Raw genomic sequence first — 17,197 nt, 5'->3', positions numbered from 1 at the left:
TAAAAATGAAAGTAGAAGATTTTGATTTCCATTTACCTGAAGAGCTAATTGCTCAAACGCCATTAGAAGACCGAACAGCAAGTCGGTTAATGATTGTAGATCGTAAAACAGGTGAGGTTGAACATAGTCACTTCCCACAAATTGTAGATGAATTACAAAAAGGGGATTGTCTTGTTTTAAATGATACAAGAGTTATGCCTGCCAGACTTTTTGGTGTCAAGGAAGAAACAGGTGCACATATCGAGGTTCTTTTGCTGAAGCAAGGAAATGATGATGAATGGGAAACTCTAGTTAAACCAGCCAAGCGTGTCAAAGTTGGGACAGAAGTTACATTTGGTGACGGGCTACTAAAAGCAATCTGTACAGGAGAGCTAGATCATGGTGGTCGTCTATTTAAATTTAGTTATGACGGTATCTTTTATGAGATTTTAGATCAGCTAGGTGAAATGCCACTTCCTCCATATATCCATGAGAAATTGGAAAATCGCGAACGCTATCAAACCGTTTACTCTAAAGAAATTGGTTCTGCAGCTGCTCCAACAGCCGGGTTACATTTTACCAATGAAATTTTGGAGCAGATTAAAGAAAAAGGCGTCGAAATTGTCTTTATTACCTTACATGTAGGACTTGGTACATTCCGTCCTGTAAGTGTAGAATCCATTGAAAGCCATGATATGCATTCTGAGTTTTATAGTGTAACAGAAGAAGCAGCAAAAACGATTAATCGAACTAAAGCAAATGGTGGTAAGGTTGTTGCAGTTGGTACTACTTCTACACGAACTTTAGAGACTATTGCACAAAAATACGAGGGCGAGATTCGTGCTGAGCAAGGGTGGACAAATATCTTTATCTATCCAGGCTTTGAATATAAAGCTATTGATGGGCTAATTACGAACTTCCATCTACCTAAATCTACTTTAGTAATGCTAGTAAGTGCGTTAACTTCTAGAGATATTATTTTAAATGCGTATAATAGAGCAGTGGAAGAAAAATATCGATTCTTTAGCTTTGGTGACGCAATGTTTATTCGACCTGCTCGCTCGTAATTTATTTTCGAAAACTTGATTAACTAATCGGGGAAACCTAAAGACTAATTGGTGTACTGTTTTTACACCACAAGAAGGAGAAATTTTTAATGACTAAACCAGCAGTAACTTATGAATTGATTAAAACATGTAAACAAACAGGAGCTCGACTTGGGATTGTACATACTCCCCATGGTTCCTTTGAAACACCGGCATTTATGCCAGTAGGAACACAAGCAACGGTAAAAACAATGTCACCAGAAGATTTAAAAGAGATGGAAGCAGGAATTATTCTATCTAACACATATCACTTATGGCTGCGTCCAGGTAATGATATTGTAAAAGAAGCTGGTGGTCTTCATAAATTCATGAACTGGGATCGTCCAATTTTAACAGATTCAGGCGGTTTTCAAGTATTTTCATTAAGCGACTTCCGTAAAATCGAGGAAGAGGGTGTTCATTTCCGTAATCATTTAAACGGGGACAAGCTTTTCTTAAGTCCGGAAAAAGCAATGGAAATTCAAAATGATCTAGGGTCTGACATTATGATGGCATTTGATGAATGTCCACCATTCCCTGCAACTTATGAATATATGTTAGATTCCGTTGACCGTACAACACGTTGGGCAAAACGCTGTAAAGAAGCTCATGCACGTCCAGAAGACCAAGGTCTATTTGGAATTGTACAAGGTGGAGAGTTTGAGGATTTACGTAAACGTTCAGCAGAAGCCTTAGTGGAGCTTGACTTGCCAGGTTACGCAGTTGGTGGCCTTTCTGTTGGTGAGCCAAAGGACATTATGAATCGTGTGTTAGAATTTACAACACCATTATTACCAGAGAACAAACCACGTTACTTAATGGGAGTTGGTTCACCGGATTCATTAATCGATGGGTCGATTCGCGGAATTGATATGTTTGACTGTGTATTACCAACTCGTATTGCTCGAAATGGTACACTAATGACATCAGAAGGCCGTTTAGTCGTGAAAAATGCAAAATATGCGCGCGACTTCAGCCCAATTGATCCAAACTGTGACTGCTACACATGTAAAAACTATACTCGTGCATATGTGCGTCACTTAATTCGAACAGAAGAAACTTTTGGTATTCGTTTAACAACATATCATAATCTTCATTTCTTATTAAAATTAATGGAACAAGTTCGACAAGCAATTCGTGAGGATCGTCTTGGTGATTTCCGTGAAGAATTCTTCGAAAAATACGGATTTAACAAGCCAAATGCTAAAAATTTCTAAAAATAAGCTTATTAATATGGCGGAAATTTGAAGAATATGAAAAAGTGTGATTATTTTCATAAAAATAATAGTTTCAAATCGCTTTTTCTATTCGAAATATACTATACTTAAGAAGTGAGATTTAGAAAGGAGGACATATAACTATGGATACAATCGTTGGTTTACTTCCAATTCTTATTATGTTCGTTGCGATGTGGTTCATTTTAATCCGTCCAGCACAAAAGAAACAAAAACAAACTGCTCAAATGCAAAACAGCATTAAACGTGGAGACCAAGTGGTAACAATTGGTGGACTACATGGTGAAGTTGATGCTATTGAGGATGCTGCAGTTTACATTCTTGTTGATGGTAAAACTCGTTTAAAATTCGAGCGCCAAGCAATCGGTCGAGTACTTACTGAAAAATAATATCAAAAATAAAAGCTTACTAAATCGGACAAGCTCCGAGCTTAGTAAGCTTTTTTGCTGTTAGGACAAATTGCAGAAATTCTTTTTCAATGCATACTTCTTTCCTCTAGTGCTCAAAATGAGTAGTGGAGGGTGAGGATATATGGAAACTTATATTGAGATTCTTATTAGAACAGTATTTCTGTATATTTTTATACTAGTTGTATTTCGTCTTATGGGCAAAAGGGAAGTTGGCGAACTAAGTATCATGGACTTAGTAGTCTTTGTATTAATCGCTGAATGTGTTGCGTTTGCTTTAGAGGATGTGGATAAACCCGTCTTTCAAAATATCTTCCCCATTATTATTTTACTGATCATTCAATTTATCAATTCTTTATTAACTTTAAAGAGTAAAAAAATGCGTGATGTCATTGATGGAGATCCGTCTCTAATTATAAGAGATGGTGTTATTGACCAAGAGCAAATGCGAAAACAGAGATATAATTTAGATGACTTATTTCAACAAATGCGTGAAGAAAGGGTTCCATCAGTGCAGCAAATTGACTATGCCTTTTTAGAACCCTCAGGGAAACTATCTATATTTTTAAAAAGTGATGATCCACTGATACTGCCACTAATTGTGGATGGTTATATCGTTGAAAAGCATTTAAAGCTTATGAACAAAGAAAAAGAATGGCTACTAAGTGAACTTAAAAAACAGGGCTATGAAAAAAGGATAAAGGATATCTTCTATTGCTGCTTTGAAGACAACGAGCTTCATGTTCAACTAAGAACGACGTGAAACGACTGAGCGTAAAACTTTAAAGTCACTCCATTTGATTTGATTTGTAAGGATTAATAATAGAGTTAAGATAATCAAGGTCAACGCACTGTTTGTCCAAAAATTAAATGATACCTTAGGGATAAGATAGGTTTGTAAAAAGCAAGTTAATATGAAAATCCCATACGGAATAGCAAAAAATCTAAATCCAGCTGCAATCATTTTGTGTCCACGTAGTGTTGCCATATGCAAGAATGAAGTAACTAATACACCAAAGCCAATCGCAATAATGGCACCGTATTCTTGTATAAACGGTTGAGAGGCTAGTACAAACATAACAAATAGCTTTCCTAAACCACCGTAAATAGAATTCATCATAGCAGGACGAGCTTCATCCATTGCCTGTAAAATAGAGTGAAGCGGACTTTGAATATAATAGAAATAAAATATAGGTGCTAAAATCTTCATAAAACCACGATTCTCTTCTAAGTCGAAGAGCTTCATTGCAAGCTCATCACCATGGATGAAGAAATAAGTGGCAGCATAACAGCCTACTAAAGAAGAAAGTCGTAAAGAAATACCAATCCGTTCATTTAATAATTGAGTATTACTTCTTGCAACAGCATCACTGACAGCTGGGATAAGAACAATTGCTAGAGCGTTTGGAATGAAGGAAGGGAATAAAAGCAATGGTACATGTACACCTGAAATAATTCCGTACAAGGTAGTTGCTCCTACTGCAGTAAGCCCTGAAACGGTCAAGGCTTTTAGGAAAACGATAGGCTCTAAAAACCAAGTAAATGTCCCAAATAATCGGCTTCCTGCTGATGGCACAGCAATTCTTAATAGTGGCATCGCAGGATAGGCCTTATCTGCTTCTGATTTCTTTGTTTTCTTTTTCTTATATTGATAGTGAATGTATAGATATATGAATGAGAAAACCTCTCCAAATGCTGTGATACCCATTGCATAACCCGCTGTTAAAGCAGGGTTATCTGCTGTAACAAGTAAAGGTAGAAGTAAAGTGATTAACCCGATACGAATAACCTGTTCTAGCATCTGTGACCAAGCAGTTGCAGAAATAACAGCAATACCCTGTAAATACCCTCTTATTAGCGCTGAAAAAACTACAATCGGAACAGCCCCTAAACCAATATAAAGCGTTAGTCTTGTTGCATCGTTATGTAAAAGTGTCCCAGCTAAGTATGGTATAAACAAAAACAGTAACGGTGTAAAAATGATAATCGAAATAATTGCCCATCTAGTGGCTGTTGTCATAACTGATTTTAATAGGTGATCTCTTCGTTTAGCATGGAGCTCAGCTATTACTTTTGCAACAGCAATAGGTATACCTAATTGTAATAGTGACACGAAGAAGATAAATGCAGGATAGGCAGTCATGTAAATACCTACAGCTTCTGCTCCGGCCACCCGCATGAACTGCATCCTATATATGAAGCCGAACAATTTAGATAAAAAAATTACAAACGTTAGAAAAACAGTTCCTTTAACAAATGAACTCATTCATTCAATCCCTTCTCATTTCAAGAAATTTCAGATACAATATTTGTATGCTTGAATGTAGTAAGTTAAAACTATTGGTTGGGGGGATTGTCATGATTCAGTTCGAACAGCTATACAAAGAGGTTTTACCAGTATTACAAAGCAAAATGGATGAAATAAATTACTATGAATATGATGGAATCACTTTAGAGGATATCTGGAATTTTTGCATCAAGAAAAGATGGAGACGAAAAAAAGTAGAGGAACTGCGATTATATGAAATAGTCGAGACTATTTATTCAGTGAAGCCGTCAGAAATTGTTAGCTATTTCCAAATCCAGCAATTCCGTTCAGAAAATTGGTTTGAGGACATAAGTAACCACGAATTACAAGAGTTATTAAAGTCCAAAACTGTAGAAAGTGATAAATAAAACCATGTACATTGGTTTGACAGCTAGCGAATCGTGTTTCATAATTAGTTTTGTACATAAACTAGTCCTATTTAGTTTAGTTGTTTAAACTAATAGAAAATGAAAAGCGATAGTAATTGCTAGTTGTTAAAGTCTAATATGATATCTATTTTCTATAGCTATTCTATTAGAACACGCAACATTCTATTTACTGCCTAAATGCAGTGAAATAGTGTTTTTCTAATGTGTATACATCAAGCTGTATACACTAATTTGAGGAGGATTTACATATGAAGCTTAAAAGCCGTATTTTTACTTTTGTACTAATAGCAGTTGTACTATTTGCTGCAATGGGTGCAACAGTACAAGGAGTTTTGAAGGATGTAAAACTCGGGCTTGATTTACAAGGTGGGTTTGAGGTTTTATACAAGGTAGAAACACTGCACGATGATCAGGAAATTACAAAGGCTATAATGACTGATACAACGACTGCACTTTCTAATCGTATAAACCAATTCGGTGTAAGTGAACCGAGTATACAAGTTGAAGGTGAAGATCGAATTCGTGTACAGCTTGCAGGAATCGATGATCAATCTTCAGCACGTGAATTGTTATCAAGTACGGCGAACTTAACATTCCGAGATGTCAATGACAATATTTTGTTAGATGGGACGGATTTAAAAGAAGGTGGAGCAGCTGCTACATTTGACCAACAAAACAGTCCAATCGTAACACTTACATTAAAAGATGCTGCTAAATTTGCGGAAGTAACAAAACAAGTTTCTCAAATGGGAATTGGTCAAAATCTATTGGTAGTATGGCTAGATTTTGAAGAGGGCGTTGATTCGTATGCTGCTGAAGCCCAAAAGGAAGATCCGAAATTTGTTTCTGCAGCAGCTGTTGATCAGGTTTTAAATACAACTGACGTAATGATTAGCGGTAATTTTACTGTTCAGGAGACAAAAGATTTTGCCAGTGTTTTAAACGCAGGGGCATTACCAGTTAAGTTAACTGAAATTTATTCAACCTCAGTTGGTGCTCAATTCGGGGAACAAGCATTAAATAGCACAGTATTTGCGAGTGTAATAGGGGTACTAGTCATTTTCATTTTCATGCTATTCTACTACCGCTTACCAGGTTTTGTATCAATAATTACATTATCGGTATTTACTTACTTAGTATTAGTTGTATTTAATGCAATCAATGCTGTATTGACATTACCAGGTATTGCTGCACTTGTTCTTGGTATCGGGATGGCAGTTGATGCTAACATTCTAACTGCTGAGCGTATTCGAGAAGAACTACGTGTAGGCAAGAGTGTCAAAGAGGCATATCAGCATGGCTCAAAACAATCGTTATCAGCAATTATTGATGCACAGGTAACAACTTTACTTGCAGCAGCAGTACTATTCTTCTTTGGTACAAGCTCGGTAAAAGGGTTTGCTACTACTTTAATGATTTCTATCGTGCTAAGCTTTATTACAGCTGTATGGTTATCACGAATCTTAATAGGCTTACTTATTAATAGCGGCTATTTTAATAGTCCAGCCCTATACGGCGTTCGTAAATCCAAAATTCATGATGCATCTGAAGGTTTAGCAACATTAGATTTAACGACGAATTTCGATCGCTTAGACTTTGTAAGAAATCGTAAAAAATATTATAGCTTCTCAATCGGTATTCTAATAGTTGGAGCCATACTTATTGGTATCTTCAAGCTAAATCTGGGTATTGATTTCTCTAGCGGTACTCGAGTAGAAATACTTGCAGATCAACAGTTAACACAAGAGGAAGTAACAGAATATGTTGAGGAAATCGGCTTCCCGGCAGAAAAAATAGTTATTTCAGGTGAAGAGCAAAATACGGCTGTTATTACGTATAATGAAGATTTAACACAACAAGAAATATTAGACTATAAGTCCACAGTGCTTGAAGACTATGGTCATGAACCTAGCGTAAGTACAGTTTCACCAACTGTTGGACAAGAGCTAGTGAAAAATGCGATGTATGCCTTAGCTATTGCAGCATTGGGCATTATTATCTACGTGGCATTCAGATTTGAATGGCGTATGGGTATTGGCGCCATTGCTTCATTAGTACATGACGTATTCTTTATGGTTGCAATATTCAGTGTGCTGCGTTTAGAGATAGACATTACATTCATCGCAGCGATTTTAACAATCGTTGGTTACTCTATTAACGATACAATCGTTACGTTTGACCGTATCCGTGAAAATGTGGATCGAAAAGGTAAAATTACAACAAAAGAAGAGCTGGCTGAGATTGTCAATAAATCTCTTCGCCAAACAATGGGACGTTCTGTAAATACAGTGCTAACAGTAATCATCGTAGTAGTTGCACTATTACTATTTGGTGCACCAGCAATTCAAAATTTCTCTATCGCCTTACTTATTGGTTTAATAACAGGTATGTATTCATCAATTTGTATCGCAGCACAAATTTGGTACTCTTTAAAAGCCCGTGAAATGGACAAAAAAGGTACTGCTGTTGAAAGAAAAGAAAAGAAACAATGGGGTTCAGATGAGCCAGTTGTTTAATAAACATTTAATTTAGAACATTAAAGACAAAGTACTTTTTAACTTCTGCACTTTGTCTTTTTTTATATGAAATATTATTGCTTTGTAAATATGGGCACAAGATTTATCTATTAACTTCTCCTAACAGTAAAAATTACTCAATTAATCTATTTTTATAGATTAGAAGTTCACATGGATTTTCGGTATAATGAGAACTTGAGGAAGTGAGTAAATGATACAATCAACTAAAAAATGGGTTGTCGAGCAACCGAACGAAGATTTAATCAAACAACTACAAAAAGAATTAAATATATCATCGCTAGCAGCGAAAATCTTAGCAGCAAGAGGCTACACAACTGTTGAAAAAGCTCAAAAAATCATCAATATGGATAGTTCAAATCTTCATGACCCATATCTATTAAACGGTATGAAAGAAGCTGTAGAACGTATTGAAGAAGCTTTGAACAATGGCGAGAAAATACTTGTTTACGGGGACTATGATGCCGACGGAATTACTAGTACCACAGTGATGATGAATGTATTACTGGATCTAGGAGCCGATGTAGAATTTTGTATTCCTAATCGTTTTTCACATGGCTATGGACCAAATGAAGAGTTATTTAGAAAAGCATACAATGATGGTGTCCAATTAATTATTACAGTTGATAATGGAATTAGTGGAATTGAACCTGTCCGAGTGGCTAAAGAGCTTGGAATGGACGTTATCATTACCGATCACCATGAAGCGGGGGAAGTATTGCCACCAGCTGATGTAATCATCCATCCTAGAGTACCTGAAGGACACTATCCTTTCGGAGAACTAGCCGGGGTAGGGGTTGCCTTTAAATTAGCCCATGCACTATACGGAGAAGTCCCAGATCATTTGTACGAGTTTGCAGCTATTGGGACTGTGGCGGACTTAGTACCACTTGAAGGGGAAAATCGATATATTGTACAGCAGGGAATAAAGCAATTAAAAACAACTAATAACCCTTGGGTACGTGCTTTGTGTGAGGTAACGAGCGTAAAACAGCAAGAGATTGATGAAGATGCAATTGGCTTCTATTTTGCACCACGACTAAATGCTATTGGTAGATTAGGAGATGCAGATCCTGGTGTTGCCTTTTTAATGAGTGATAATGATTTAGACGCTACAACAGGAGCAAAACTATTAAATCAAAAAAATGTTGAACGAAAAGAAATTGTAAATACTATTACTGAACAAGCTATAGAAATGATTGAAAATGATTCTACAATTTCAAATTCCCTTGTTTTAGTCATCGCTAAAGAAGGCTGGAATCCGGGTGTTATCGGGATTGTTGCTTCGCGCTTAGTGGAAAAGTATTATCGACCTACAATAGTACTATCACTGGACCCGGAAAAAGGAACGGCAAAGGGGTCTGGTCGTAGTATCGAAGGCTTCCACTTATACCGAGAGCTTTCGAAAAACCGAGAAATACTCACCTCTTTTGGGGGGCATCCAATGGCAGCTGGTATGACCTTTGCATTGGAGAATGTCGATGAAATACGCAGCTGTCTTCATCAGCAAGCATTGGAATGTCTAACAGATGAGATGCTTACACCAAAGCTTTCTATAGATGTACCAGTAGATATAAGTGAAGTCACTGTGGATGCAATTGAGGAAATAAAAAAGCTTGGTCCATTTGGAACTGGTTTTGCAAAGCCTGTTTACGCCTTACAGGATGTGCAGGTACGTTCTATGCGAAAAATTGGAGCCGGTGAAAACCATTTAAAGCTAGAGCTAGAAGATGCACATGGCTTTATCGATGCAATCGGTTTTAGTAAAGGACACTTGTATGACGAAATTACCTATGGAGTGAACCTCTCGTTTGTTGGAGATTTGCAAATTAATGAATGGCAAGGAAAGAAAAAGCCTCAATTAATGATTACAGATGTTCAAACAAATGAGTGGCAGCTATATGATTACAGAGGGAAAAATCAAGCTCAAAAATGGAGTAACAATCTGCCTCAGAAGGATTGCGACTTGATTGCCTTCCAACAATCAACTTTACAGGCATTTGAGGAGCAATTTACAAATCCAATCCATCTAGTAACGAATGAAGAAGATATGAAAAATCTTTCTTCTAATATTGTGCTATTAGATTTGCCTAAAAGTGCACAAACTTTAGAGAAATTGATTGAACAAGCTAAGCCGCAACGAATATATGCAGTCTTTTATACACCAGAGTCTAAATATTTCAATGGTATGCCGACTAGGGAGCATTTTAGTTGGTATTACGGCTTTTTGAAAAAACGTCCTAATTTTAACCTGCAGATGCATATCGAAAAATTGGCTAAGCATATCGGTTTAAATGTTGAAATAATAAAATTTATGACAAACGTGTTTTTTGAGCTAGGTTTTGTTACAATAGAAAATGGTCTGACAACAGTAAATAGTAATGTGCCAAAACGATCTCTAACTGAAGCTAGAGTTTATAAACAAAGAGTGGAACAGATTGAATTGGAACAACAACTTTTGTATGCACCATATATAGAACTAAAACAATGGTTTAATGAACGAATGAGGGAATATAACTATTCCTAAGGAGGACAAATTAGTAATGGATTTAACACAATATGTAACAACTGTAGAAAACTGGCCAAAAGAAGGTATTAGCTTCAAGGATATCACAACAATTATGGATAATGGGCCAGCATTTAAATATGCTACAGACAAAATCGTGGAATTCGCAAAAGAAGTAGGGGCAGAGATTATCGTAGGTCCTGAAGCTCGCGGTTTCATCATTGGCTGCCCAGTAGCTTATGCACTTGAGATTGGTTTTGCACCTGTTCGTAAAGAGGGAAAATTACCTCGTGAGGTTGTACGTGTAGAATACGGTCTAGAATATGGACAAGACGTGTTAACAATGCATATGGATGCTATCAAGCCAGGACAAAAAGTTTTAATCGTGGATGACTTATTAGCAACTGGTGGTACAGTTGACGCTACAATCCAGTTAATTGAAAAATTAGGCGGAGAAGTAGCGGGTTGTGCATTTATCATTGAATTAAATGAATTAAATGGTCGCGAAAAAATTGGGAATTATCCAGTAAAAACTTTAATCCAATACTAATTCTAAGTAAGAGCTGTTTAAAAGTGTAAAAACTTTTAAGCAGCTTTTTTATTTTGGATTTCGACTTTTGCCTGGGATTTTAATTACAATTATTTTACGCTAGATTAATATTGGCTTTATCTAATATTAGTAAAAGTGGTATATAATAACAATTTGAATGGGAATAATATTAGAAGTATAAAATTGATGTCATGGAGGTTGCACCTTGGATTCTTTTGTATCATCGTTTCTGCAGCATTTTAATATGGTCACATTTCTAGTTTTTTTATTGCTTTACTCATATCAGTTTATCTATATGCTTGTGGCTTTTAAGAGTAAAAGAGATAAAAAATACTTGCCAAAAGATGCACGGTTAAACAAATATGCAGTAATCATTGCAGCAAGAAATGAAGAGCTTGTAATAGGAGAATTGATCAAAAGTATTCGAAAACAAAATTATCCTCAAGAATATGTTGATATTTTTGTTATTGCTGATAATTGTACAGATAAAACGGCTGATGTAGCAAAACGAGTAGGCGCAATCGTACGAGAACGATTTAATAACCATAAAATTGGCAAAGGCTATGCACTTGATTTTATGTTCAAGATTATAAATAACGAATTTTCTTCAAAAAAATATGATGGGTATTTTATTTTTGATGCAGATAATTTACTAGATGAAAACTATATTCTTAATATGAATCAAACCTTCAATCAAGGCTATCAGGTTGTAACAAGCTATCGGAATTCTAAAAACTTCGATCAAAATTGGATTACTGCTGGCTATGCTCTTTGGTTTTTACATGAAGCAGAATATTTGAACCTGCCGAGGATGAAGTTAAATGCTAGCTGTGCAGTTTCTGGAACTGGATTTTTAGTACATTCCGACATAATAAAAAAGAATGGTGGGTGGATTCATCATCTACTAACAGAGGATATAGAATTTTCTATTTTTCAAATTCTGAATGGAGTTAAAATAGGGTATTGTTCAGAGGCAGTTTTTTATGATGAACAACCAGTAACATTTAAACACTCCTGGCACCAAAGATTACGTTGGGCAAAAGGATTTTATCAAGTTTTATCGAATTATGGTAAAGATTTAATGCGATGTATTTTTAATCGAAAGCATAACAGTTTTTCGTGCTTTGATATGACGATGACAATAATGCCAGCTATGATACTTACTAATTTCTCAATATTAGTTAATGGATTGTTTTATATAGCAGTCTTGATAGGTATTTTTGAGAAAGAAAGTATTGGTGATACTACTCTCCTCATGCTGCAATCTATAGGGATGTATTATAGTATTATGCTATTTATGGCTTTAATGACTACCATTACTGAATGGAATAGAATTCATTGTGCGGGGTGGAAGAAAATTGTCTATTCCTTTACATTCCCTTTCTTCATGATGACCTATATTCCAATTTCAATTGTAGCCTTATTTAAGGAAGTTGAATGGAAACAAATTCCTCATACTGTTGTTAAGTCTATCGATGAGGTTCAATAAGAAAAAAGAGTTGTCTCAAAATCCATGAGACAGCTTCTTTTTCGTACATGAATATTAAGTTTTTACCAGTTTTTCTACAAAAAAAAATAAAAATAGCCATATTTTATAAAGTAATTGCCGACGTGCCTTTACAGCATGTACAAATATTTTATACAATTGTAACTATATATCCTAATCGAAAAATTTTTAGCAAGGTGGACAACAAATGGCGAAAGAGCAAATATTGACGCCCGAAGACGTATTCGCGCTAGTCAAAGCATATATGAATGATGAACATGTTGCCTTTGTAAAGAAAGCTTACGAAGTAGCAAATGAAGCACATAAAGAACAATTACGTAGTTCAGGGGAACCCTATATCATACATCCTATACAAGTTGCTGGGATATTAGCGGAACTTCAAATGGATCCAGATACCGTTGCTGCTGGTTTTCTTCATGATGTCGTAGAAGATACAACAGTCACTCGAGAAGATTTAGTGAATGAATTTAGTGAAGAAGTTGCAATGCTAGTGGACGGGGTAACAAAGCTTGAGAAAATTAAATATCTTTCTAAAAAAGAACAACAAGCCGAAACCCATCGAAAAATGTTTGTTGCCATGGCACAGGATATCCGTGTTATTTTAATCAAACTTGCTGACCGTCTCCATAATATGCGTACGCTTAAGCATCTTTCTGCAGAGAAGCAAAGACGTATTTCAAATGAAACCTTAGAAATTTTCGCACCACTTGCTCATCGCCTTGGAATTTCAAAAGTAAAATGGGAGTTAGAAGATACTGCCTTAAGATATTTAAATCCTCAACAATATTACCGCATTGTTAGTTTAATGAAAAGAAAACGTGTCGAACGCGAAGCCTATTTAGATAATGTTATGCGTGAAGTAAAGTCACAATTAGGAGATGTCGAGATTGAAGCAGATATCTCAGGTCGTCCTAAGCACATCTATAGCATCTATCGAAAAATGGTTTTACAAAATAAACAATTCAACGAAATCTATGATCTATTAGCTGTACGTGTGCTAGTAGGCAGCATTAAAGACTGTTACGCTGTACTTGGAATTGTACATACTCTATGGAAGCCAATGCCTGGTCGCTTTAAGGATTATATAGCAATGCCAAAACAAAACCTATATCAATCACTTCACACTACAGTCATTGGACCATTTGGGGATCCTTTGGAGGTACAAATTAGAACGCGTGATATGCATCAGATTGCTGAGTACGGAATTGCAGCACACTGGGCATACAAGGAAGGTAAATCGATTCACGGTGAAAAAGAAACGATCGATCAAAAACTAACTTGGTTCCGTGAAATTTTAGAGTTCCAAAATGAGTCTTCGAATGCAGAGGAATTTATGGAATCCTTAAAATTCGATTTATTTTCTGATATGGTTTACGTGTTTACACCAAAAGGGGAAGTTATTGAATTACCATCAGGCTCAGTACCAATTGACTTTGCATATCGTGTCCATTCAGAAGTAGGGAATCGAACAATTGGTGCAAAAGTGAATGGGAAAATGGTTCCGTTAGATACACCTTTAAAAACAGGGGATATCATCGAGATTTTAACGTCGAAGCAATCCTTTGGGCCAAGTCGAGATTGGTTGAAATTAGCACAAAGCTCTCAAGCAAAAAACAAAATCAAACAATTCTTCAAGAAGCATTTACGTGAAGATAATATCCTAAAAGGTAAGGATTTAATCGAAAAAGAAATTAAGTCTCAGGATTTCGATGCAAAAGAAGTCCTTTCCTCAGAAAATATTAAACGAGTTCTCGATAAGCTTAACTATACAAATGAAGAAGACTTATACGCGGCAGTTGGCGTAGGTGGTATAACCGCTCAACAAATTGTTAACCGCTTGGCAGAGAAGAAACGAAAAGAACGTGAAAAGGAAGAAGCCTTAGAGAAGATTGTTAAGGAAATGCAAAACAATCAAGCGAAAAAACGTCGTACGGAATCAGGCGTAATCGTAAAAGGCATTGATAATCTACTTATCCGTTTATCACGCTGCTGTACACCAGTTCCTGGAGATGAAATTGTTGGGTTTATAACAAAAGGACGCGGAGTATCTGTGCATCGCGCGGATTGTCCAAACATTCAAGAAGGTGAAAATACCGATCGCTTAATCGAAGTAGAGTGGGAGCATGGTGAAACACCGATTCGAAAAGAGTATCCAGTTGATATTGAAATTTCTGCGTTTGATCGTCCAGGAATATTAAATGATGTTATGCACGCTGTAAGTGAGGCTAAAACAAATATTTTAGCAGTAACAGGACGTGCAGATCACGATAAAATTGCTACAATTCATTTAACGATTTCGATTTCAAATATATCCGGTTTACACAAAGTGGTAGAAAGAATAAAGCAGCTGCCAGATATATATTCGGTACAACGCGTAATAAATTAAGAAGCACGAGGTAAATTTATGCGAGTAGTTATACAAAGAAGTAAGCAAGCATCTGTAACTGTTGATGGACAAGTAACAGGTGCAATTGATTCAGGCTATGTCTTATTAGTTGGACTAACTCATGAAGACACACTTGAAGATGTACGATATGTTGCAAAAAAAGTTGCAGAGCTTAGACTGTGGGAAGACGAAGAAGGAAAGATGAACCGTTCTATCGTAGAGCATGGTGGAGAAATCCTTTCTGTATCGCAATTCACTTTATATGCCGATACAAGAAAAGGAAGAAGACCAAGTTTTATTGAAGCTGCAAGACCTGAAAAGGCTCTTCCATTATGGGAAGCGTTTAATGAGGAGTTAAAATCTACTTATGGTCTAAAGGTAGAGACAGGTGTTTTTGGAGCAATGATGGACGTCTCTTTAGTTAATGATGGCCCGGTGACGATAATAGTAGAATCAAAAGCAAAAGAGTAAATAAAAAAGGGCTTTCTAAACAAACTTGATGTTTAGGGAGCCTCTTTTTGTATTAGTTCAATTGTGCATCAAAGTAATTTAAAATTCCTTGATAGATACCTAGTGTTGCTTGCTCACGATAAAAATCAGTTGTGACTACACTTTCCTCACTAGGATTGCTTAAATAACCTAACTCGATCAGGATGGCTGCTTGTTTGTTTTCGCGAGTTACTAAATAATTTCCTGGTTGGACACCACGATCTCGTATCGTTACTTTTTTAGAAAGACCGTTATGAACGTATTCGGCTAGCTCACGTTGGTAGCTATTTGTGTAATATGTTGTAAATCCGGATATGGAGCTATCATCCGTTGCATCATAATGGATACTTATAAATGCATCAGCTGCATATTGATGGGAGATAGATACCCTTTTTCGAAGGTCAACATATTCATCTGACTCTCGTGTCAAAATAACTTCAGCACCAGCTGAGCGTAATTTAGATTTCAACAGCTCAACTGTTTTCAAGTTAATATCCTTTTCATTAGTACCGCGAACACCAGTTGTTCCTTTGTCATTGCCCCCATGACCGGGGTCGATAACAAGAGTTACGCCTTTTAAAGTTCCTTTCTTACGGTCTTCGGTCTTCGGTTGTTCTTGTTCATCATCCAAAATAGATTGAATGTCAAAATCTACAGAAACAACCCAGTTTGCCACATAAGCAATCGTGTTTTTATCAACCTCTACCTTGTACCATTCACCTTCAGTTGCAAGTACTTTATATTTTTCACCTGCATTAACATGAACAACACCATTTGAAGAAGTTGATGGCTCTTCTCGAAGATTTGTCCCATTATAAATGATAGTTACATAGGGGCTAGTAGTTTCATCTGTTTCTTTTGCTTCTTTTGGAGCAGCAGTTGCTGTGATTTTTTCATTTACATGAAATGTTCCGTAAAAGCTATAAACCCAACCTACTTTTTTACCATACTGGATTTTTACCCAATTATTTTCTCTTCCAAGAACCTCATATTGTTCACCTTTTTTAGCTGTACCAATTTTTTTGGAGGATAAATCGGCCTTTTTTCGAATATTCAAGGCATCTACAGCAATAGTAAATAGCTTCGGGTCAATTTTAACATTTGCTTTTTCCGTGTAGCTGCTAACTTCATTGTCGTCATCAGTAGCTGAATTACTTTTATTGCTCGAATCACTTTCTTCTTTTGTTTCATTCTTTTTAATCGTTACATAGTCTGTAGAAACCCATCCTATTTGTCCGTTAAATGAAATTTGAACCCAATTAGCTTCACTGTTTAGTACCCGTGCCTCGTCACCTGTGTTCAATTGACTTAAGACAGGGGATGATACAGATGGTTCTGCACGTAAATTTAAATGAGCTACTTGTGAAATAATAGAACTAGATTCAAGAGAGTTGTCATCTGATGAGGCAGTATCATTAGTCTTTGTAGCAGATGTAAGCCAGGAAGCTACCCAGCCCTCCATATCCTTTGCTTTTACATGATACCAATCATCTTGCTTTTCAATAAATGTAAGGCCTTGTCCCTTTTTTAAGGTTGTTAGAACTGGATAAGATAACCCTGGTCCTTCTCTTAAATAAAGTATATCCGCAGATACGACTAAATCTGACTCCTCGCTAGATGCAAAAGCGGTATTTGTTACATATGTATAGGGAGACAGTAACGAACAAAGTAATATAAGACTGATTAAATATTTCAATGGTTTATGATGCATCCTATATCTCCTTTCTTTGGAACTTTAGTAAAGGGAAGTAACCCGATATATACTCTTCCATTTTAAAGTGTAATATGCAATAAAATCTACACTTTTTTGAAAATAGTTGAC

13 protein-coding genes are annotated in these 17,197 nt (G+C 36.2%); 11 read left to right on the top strand and 2 right to left on the bottom strand.

Annotated elements, in window-relative coordinates:
* The first annotated feature begins 5 nt into the window (after nucleotides 1–5).
* From queA to LG296_RS12455, 4 genes are all read left to right on the top strand, one after another.
* Nucleotides 6–1,046, top strand: coding sequence for a tRNA preQ1(34) S-adenosylmethionine ribosyltransferase-isomerase QueA (gene queA, locus LG296_RS12470; RefSeq protein ID WP_107934597.1), 1,041 nt, complete (start codon nucleotides 6–8; stop codon nucleotides 1,044–1,046).
* Between the two features lie 89 nt (nucleotides 1,047–1,135).
* Nucleotides 1,136–2,281, top strand: coding sequence for a tRNA guanosine(34) transglycosylase Tgt (gene tgt / locus LG296_RS12465; protein WP_107934596.1), 1,146 nt, complete (start codon nucleotides 1,136–1,138; stop codon nucleotides 2,279–2,281).
* A gap of 143 nt (nucleotides 2,282–2,424) precedes the next feature.
* On the top strand, nucleotides 2,425–2,688 hold the full coding sequence (gene yajC, locus LG296_RS12460; protein ID WP_107934595.1) for a preprotein translocase subunit YajC: 264 nt from the start codon (nucleotides 2,425–2,427) through the stop codon (nucleotides 2,686–2,688).
* A gap of 142 nt (nucleotides 2,689–2,830) precedes the next feature.
* Nucleotides 2,831–3,469 carry a DUF421 domain-containing protein gene (locus LG296_RS12455; protein WP_107934594.1) on the top strand — a complete coding sequence of 213 codons (639 nt, stop codon included), beginning with the start codon at nucleotides 2,831–2,833 and terminating at the stop codon, nucleotides 3,467–3,469.
* On the opposite strand, the gene LG296_RS12450 is transcribed toward LG296_RS12455, so the two are convergent.
* The gene (locus LG296_RS12450) at nucleotides 3,455–4,972 is read right to left on the bottom strand and encodes an oligosaccharide flippase family protein (protein ID WP_107934593.1); all 1,518 of its coding nucleotides are present in this window, start codon (nucleotides 4,970–4,972) and stop codon (nucleotides 3,455–3,457) included. The two genes, LG296_RS12455 and LG296_RS12450, sit on opposite strands and share 15 nt — an antisense overlap.
* A gap of 92 nt (nucleotides 4,973–5,064) precedes the next feature.
* Between LG296_RS12450 and LG296_RS12445 the strand changes: the two genes are divergently transcribed.
* From LG296_RS12445 to dtd, 7 genes are all read left to right on the top strand, one after another.
* Complete coding sequence (locus tag LG296_RS12445) at nucleotides 5,065–5,382, top strand: post-transcriptional regulator (RefSeq protein WP_107934592.1); 318 nt, start codon at nucleotides 5,065–5,067, stop codon at nucleotides 5,380–5,382.
* Nucleotides 5,383–5,651: 269 nt separating this feature from the next.
* Nucleotides 5,652–7,919, top strand: coding sequence for a protein translocase subunit SecDF (gene secDF, locus LG296_RS12440; RefSeq protein ID WP_107934591.1), 2,268 nt, complete (start codon nucleotides 5,652–5,654; stop codon nucleotides 7,917–7,919).
* Between the two features lie 211 nt (nucleotides 7,920–8,130).
* Nucleotides 8,131–10,464 carry a single-stranded-DNA-specific exonuclease RecJ gene (gene recJ, locus LG296_RS12435; protein WP_107934590.1) on the top strand — a complete coding sequence of 778 codons (2,334 nt, stop codon included), beginning with the start codon at nucleotides 8,131–8,133 and terminating at the stop codon, nucleotides 10,462–10,464.
* A 16-nt stretch (nucleotides 10,465–10,480) separates the two neighbouring features.
* Nucleotides 10,481–10,993 (top strand): adenine phosphoribosyltransferase, encoded by a 513-nt coding sequence (locus tag LG296_RS12430; RefSeq protein ID WP_107934589.1) that lies wholly within the window; start codon nucleotides 10,481–10,483, stop codon nucleotides 10,991–10,993.
* Between the two features lie 205 nt (nucleotides 10,994–11,198).
* A complete protein-coding gene (locus tag LG296_RS12425) occupies nucleotides 11,199–12,482 on the top strand; it encodes a glycosyltransferase family 2 protein (RefSeq protein ID WP_202973773.1) in 1,284 nt (427 codons plus the stop codon).
* Nucleotides 12,483–12,687: 205 nt separating this feature from the next.
* Nucleotides 12,688–14,886: a bifunctional (p)ppGpp synthetase/guanosine-3',5'-bis(diphosphate) 3'-pyrophosphohydrolase gene (locus LG296_RS12420; protein WP_107934588.1), complete on the top strand. Its 2,199-nt coding sequence runs from the start codon at nucleotides 12,688–12,690 to the stop codon at nucleotides 14,884–14,886.
* Nucleotides 14,887–14,904: 18 nt separating this feature from the next.
* Nucleotides 14,905–15,357 carry a D-aminoacyl-tRNA deacylase gene (gene dtd, locus LG296_RS12415; RefSeq protein ID WP_107934587.1) on the top strand — a complete coding sequence of 151 codons (453 nt, stop codon included), beginning with the start codon at nucleotides 14,905–14,907 and terminating at the stop codon, nucleotides 15,355–15,357.
* Nucleotides 15,358–15,409: 52 nt separating this feature from the next.
* On the opposite strand, the gene LG296_RS12410 is transcribed toward dtd, so the two are convergent.
* A complete protein-coding gene (locus LG296_RS12410) occupies nucleotides 15,410–17,086 on the bottom strand; it encodes an SH3 domain-containing protein (RefSeq protein ID WP_107934586.1) in 1,677 nt (558 codons plus the stop codon).
* Between the last annotated feature and the right edge of the window lie 111 nt (nucleotides 17,087–17,197).

The sequence above is a fragment of the Ureibacillus chungkukjangi genome, assembly GCF_044795995.1.
Classification (GTDB): Bacteria; Bacillota; Bacilli; order Bacillales_A; family Planococcaceae; genus Ureibacillus; species Ureibacillus chungkukjangi.
Note: the sequence above shows the minus strand (reverse complement) of the source record. Positions and strands in the feature narration are given on the sequence as shown.

Excerpts from the sequence above, each read along its gene's own strand:
- queA (WP_107934597.1), top strand. The coding sequence starts at position 6 with ATGAAAGTAGAAGATTTTGATTTCCATTTACCTGAAGAGCTAATTGCT.
- LG296_RS12430 (WP_107934589.1), top strand. The coding sequence starts at position 10,481 with ATGGATTTAACACAATATGTAACAACTGTAGAAAACTGGCCAAAAGAA.
- LG296_RS12450 (WP_107934593.1), bottom strand. The coding sequence starts at position 4,972 with ATGAGTTCATTTGTTAAAGGAACTGTTTTTCTAACGTTTGTAATTTTT.
- tgt (WP_107934596.1), top strand. The coding sequence starts at position 1,136 with ATGACTAAACCAGCAGTAACTTATGAATTGATTAAAACATGTAAACAA.
- LG296_RS12445 (WP_107934592.1), top strand. The coding sequence starts at position 5,065 with ATGATTCAGTTCGAACAGCTATACAAAGAGGTTTTACCAGTATTACAA.
- dtd (WP_107934587.1), top strand. The coding sequence starts at position 14,905 with ATGCGAGTAGTTATACAAAGAAGTAAGCAAGCATCTGTAACTGTTGAT.
- LG296_RS12420 (WP_107934588.1), top strand. The coding sequence starts at position 12,688 with ATGGCGAAAGAGCAAATATTGACGCCCGAAGACGTATTCGCGCTAGTC.
- yajC (WP_107934595.1), top strand. The coding sequence starts at position 2,425 with ATGGATACAATCGTTGGTTTACTTCCAATTCTTATTATGTTCGTTGCG.
- LG296_RS12410 (WP_107934586.1), bottom strand. The coding sequence starts at position 17,086 with ATGCATCATAAACCATTGAAATATTTAATCAGTCTTATATTACTTTGT.
- LG296_RS12455 (WP_107934594.1), top strand. The coding sequence starts at position 2,831 with ATGGAAACTTATATTGAGATTCTTATTAGAACAGTATTTCTGTATATT.
- secDF (WP_107934591.1), top strand. The coding sequence starts at position 5,652 with ATGAAGCTTAAAAGCCGTATTTTTACTTTTGTACTAATAGCAGTTGTA.
- recJ (WP_107934590.1), top strand. The coding sequence starts at position 8,131 with ATGATACAATCAACTAAAAAATGGGTTGTCGAGCAACCGAACGAAGAT.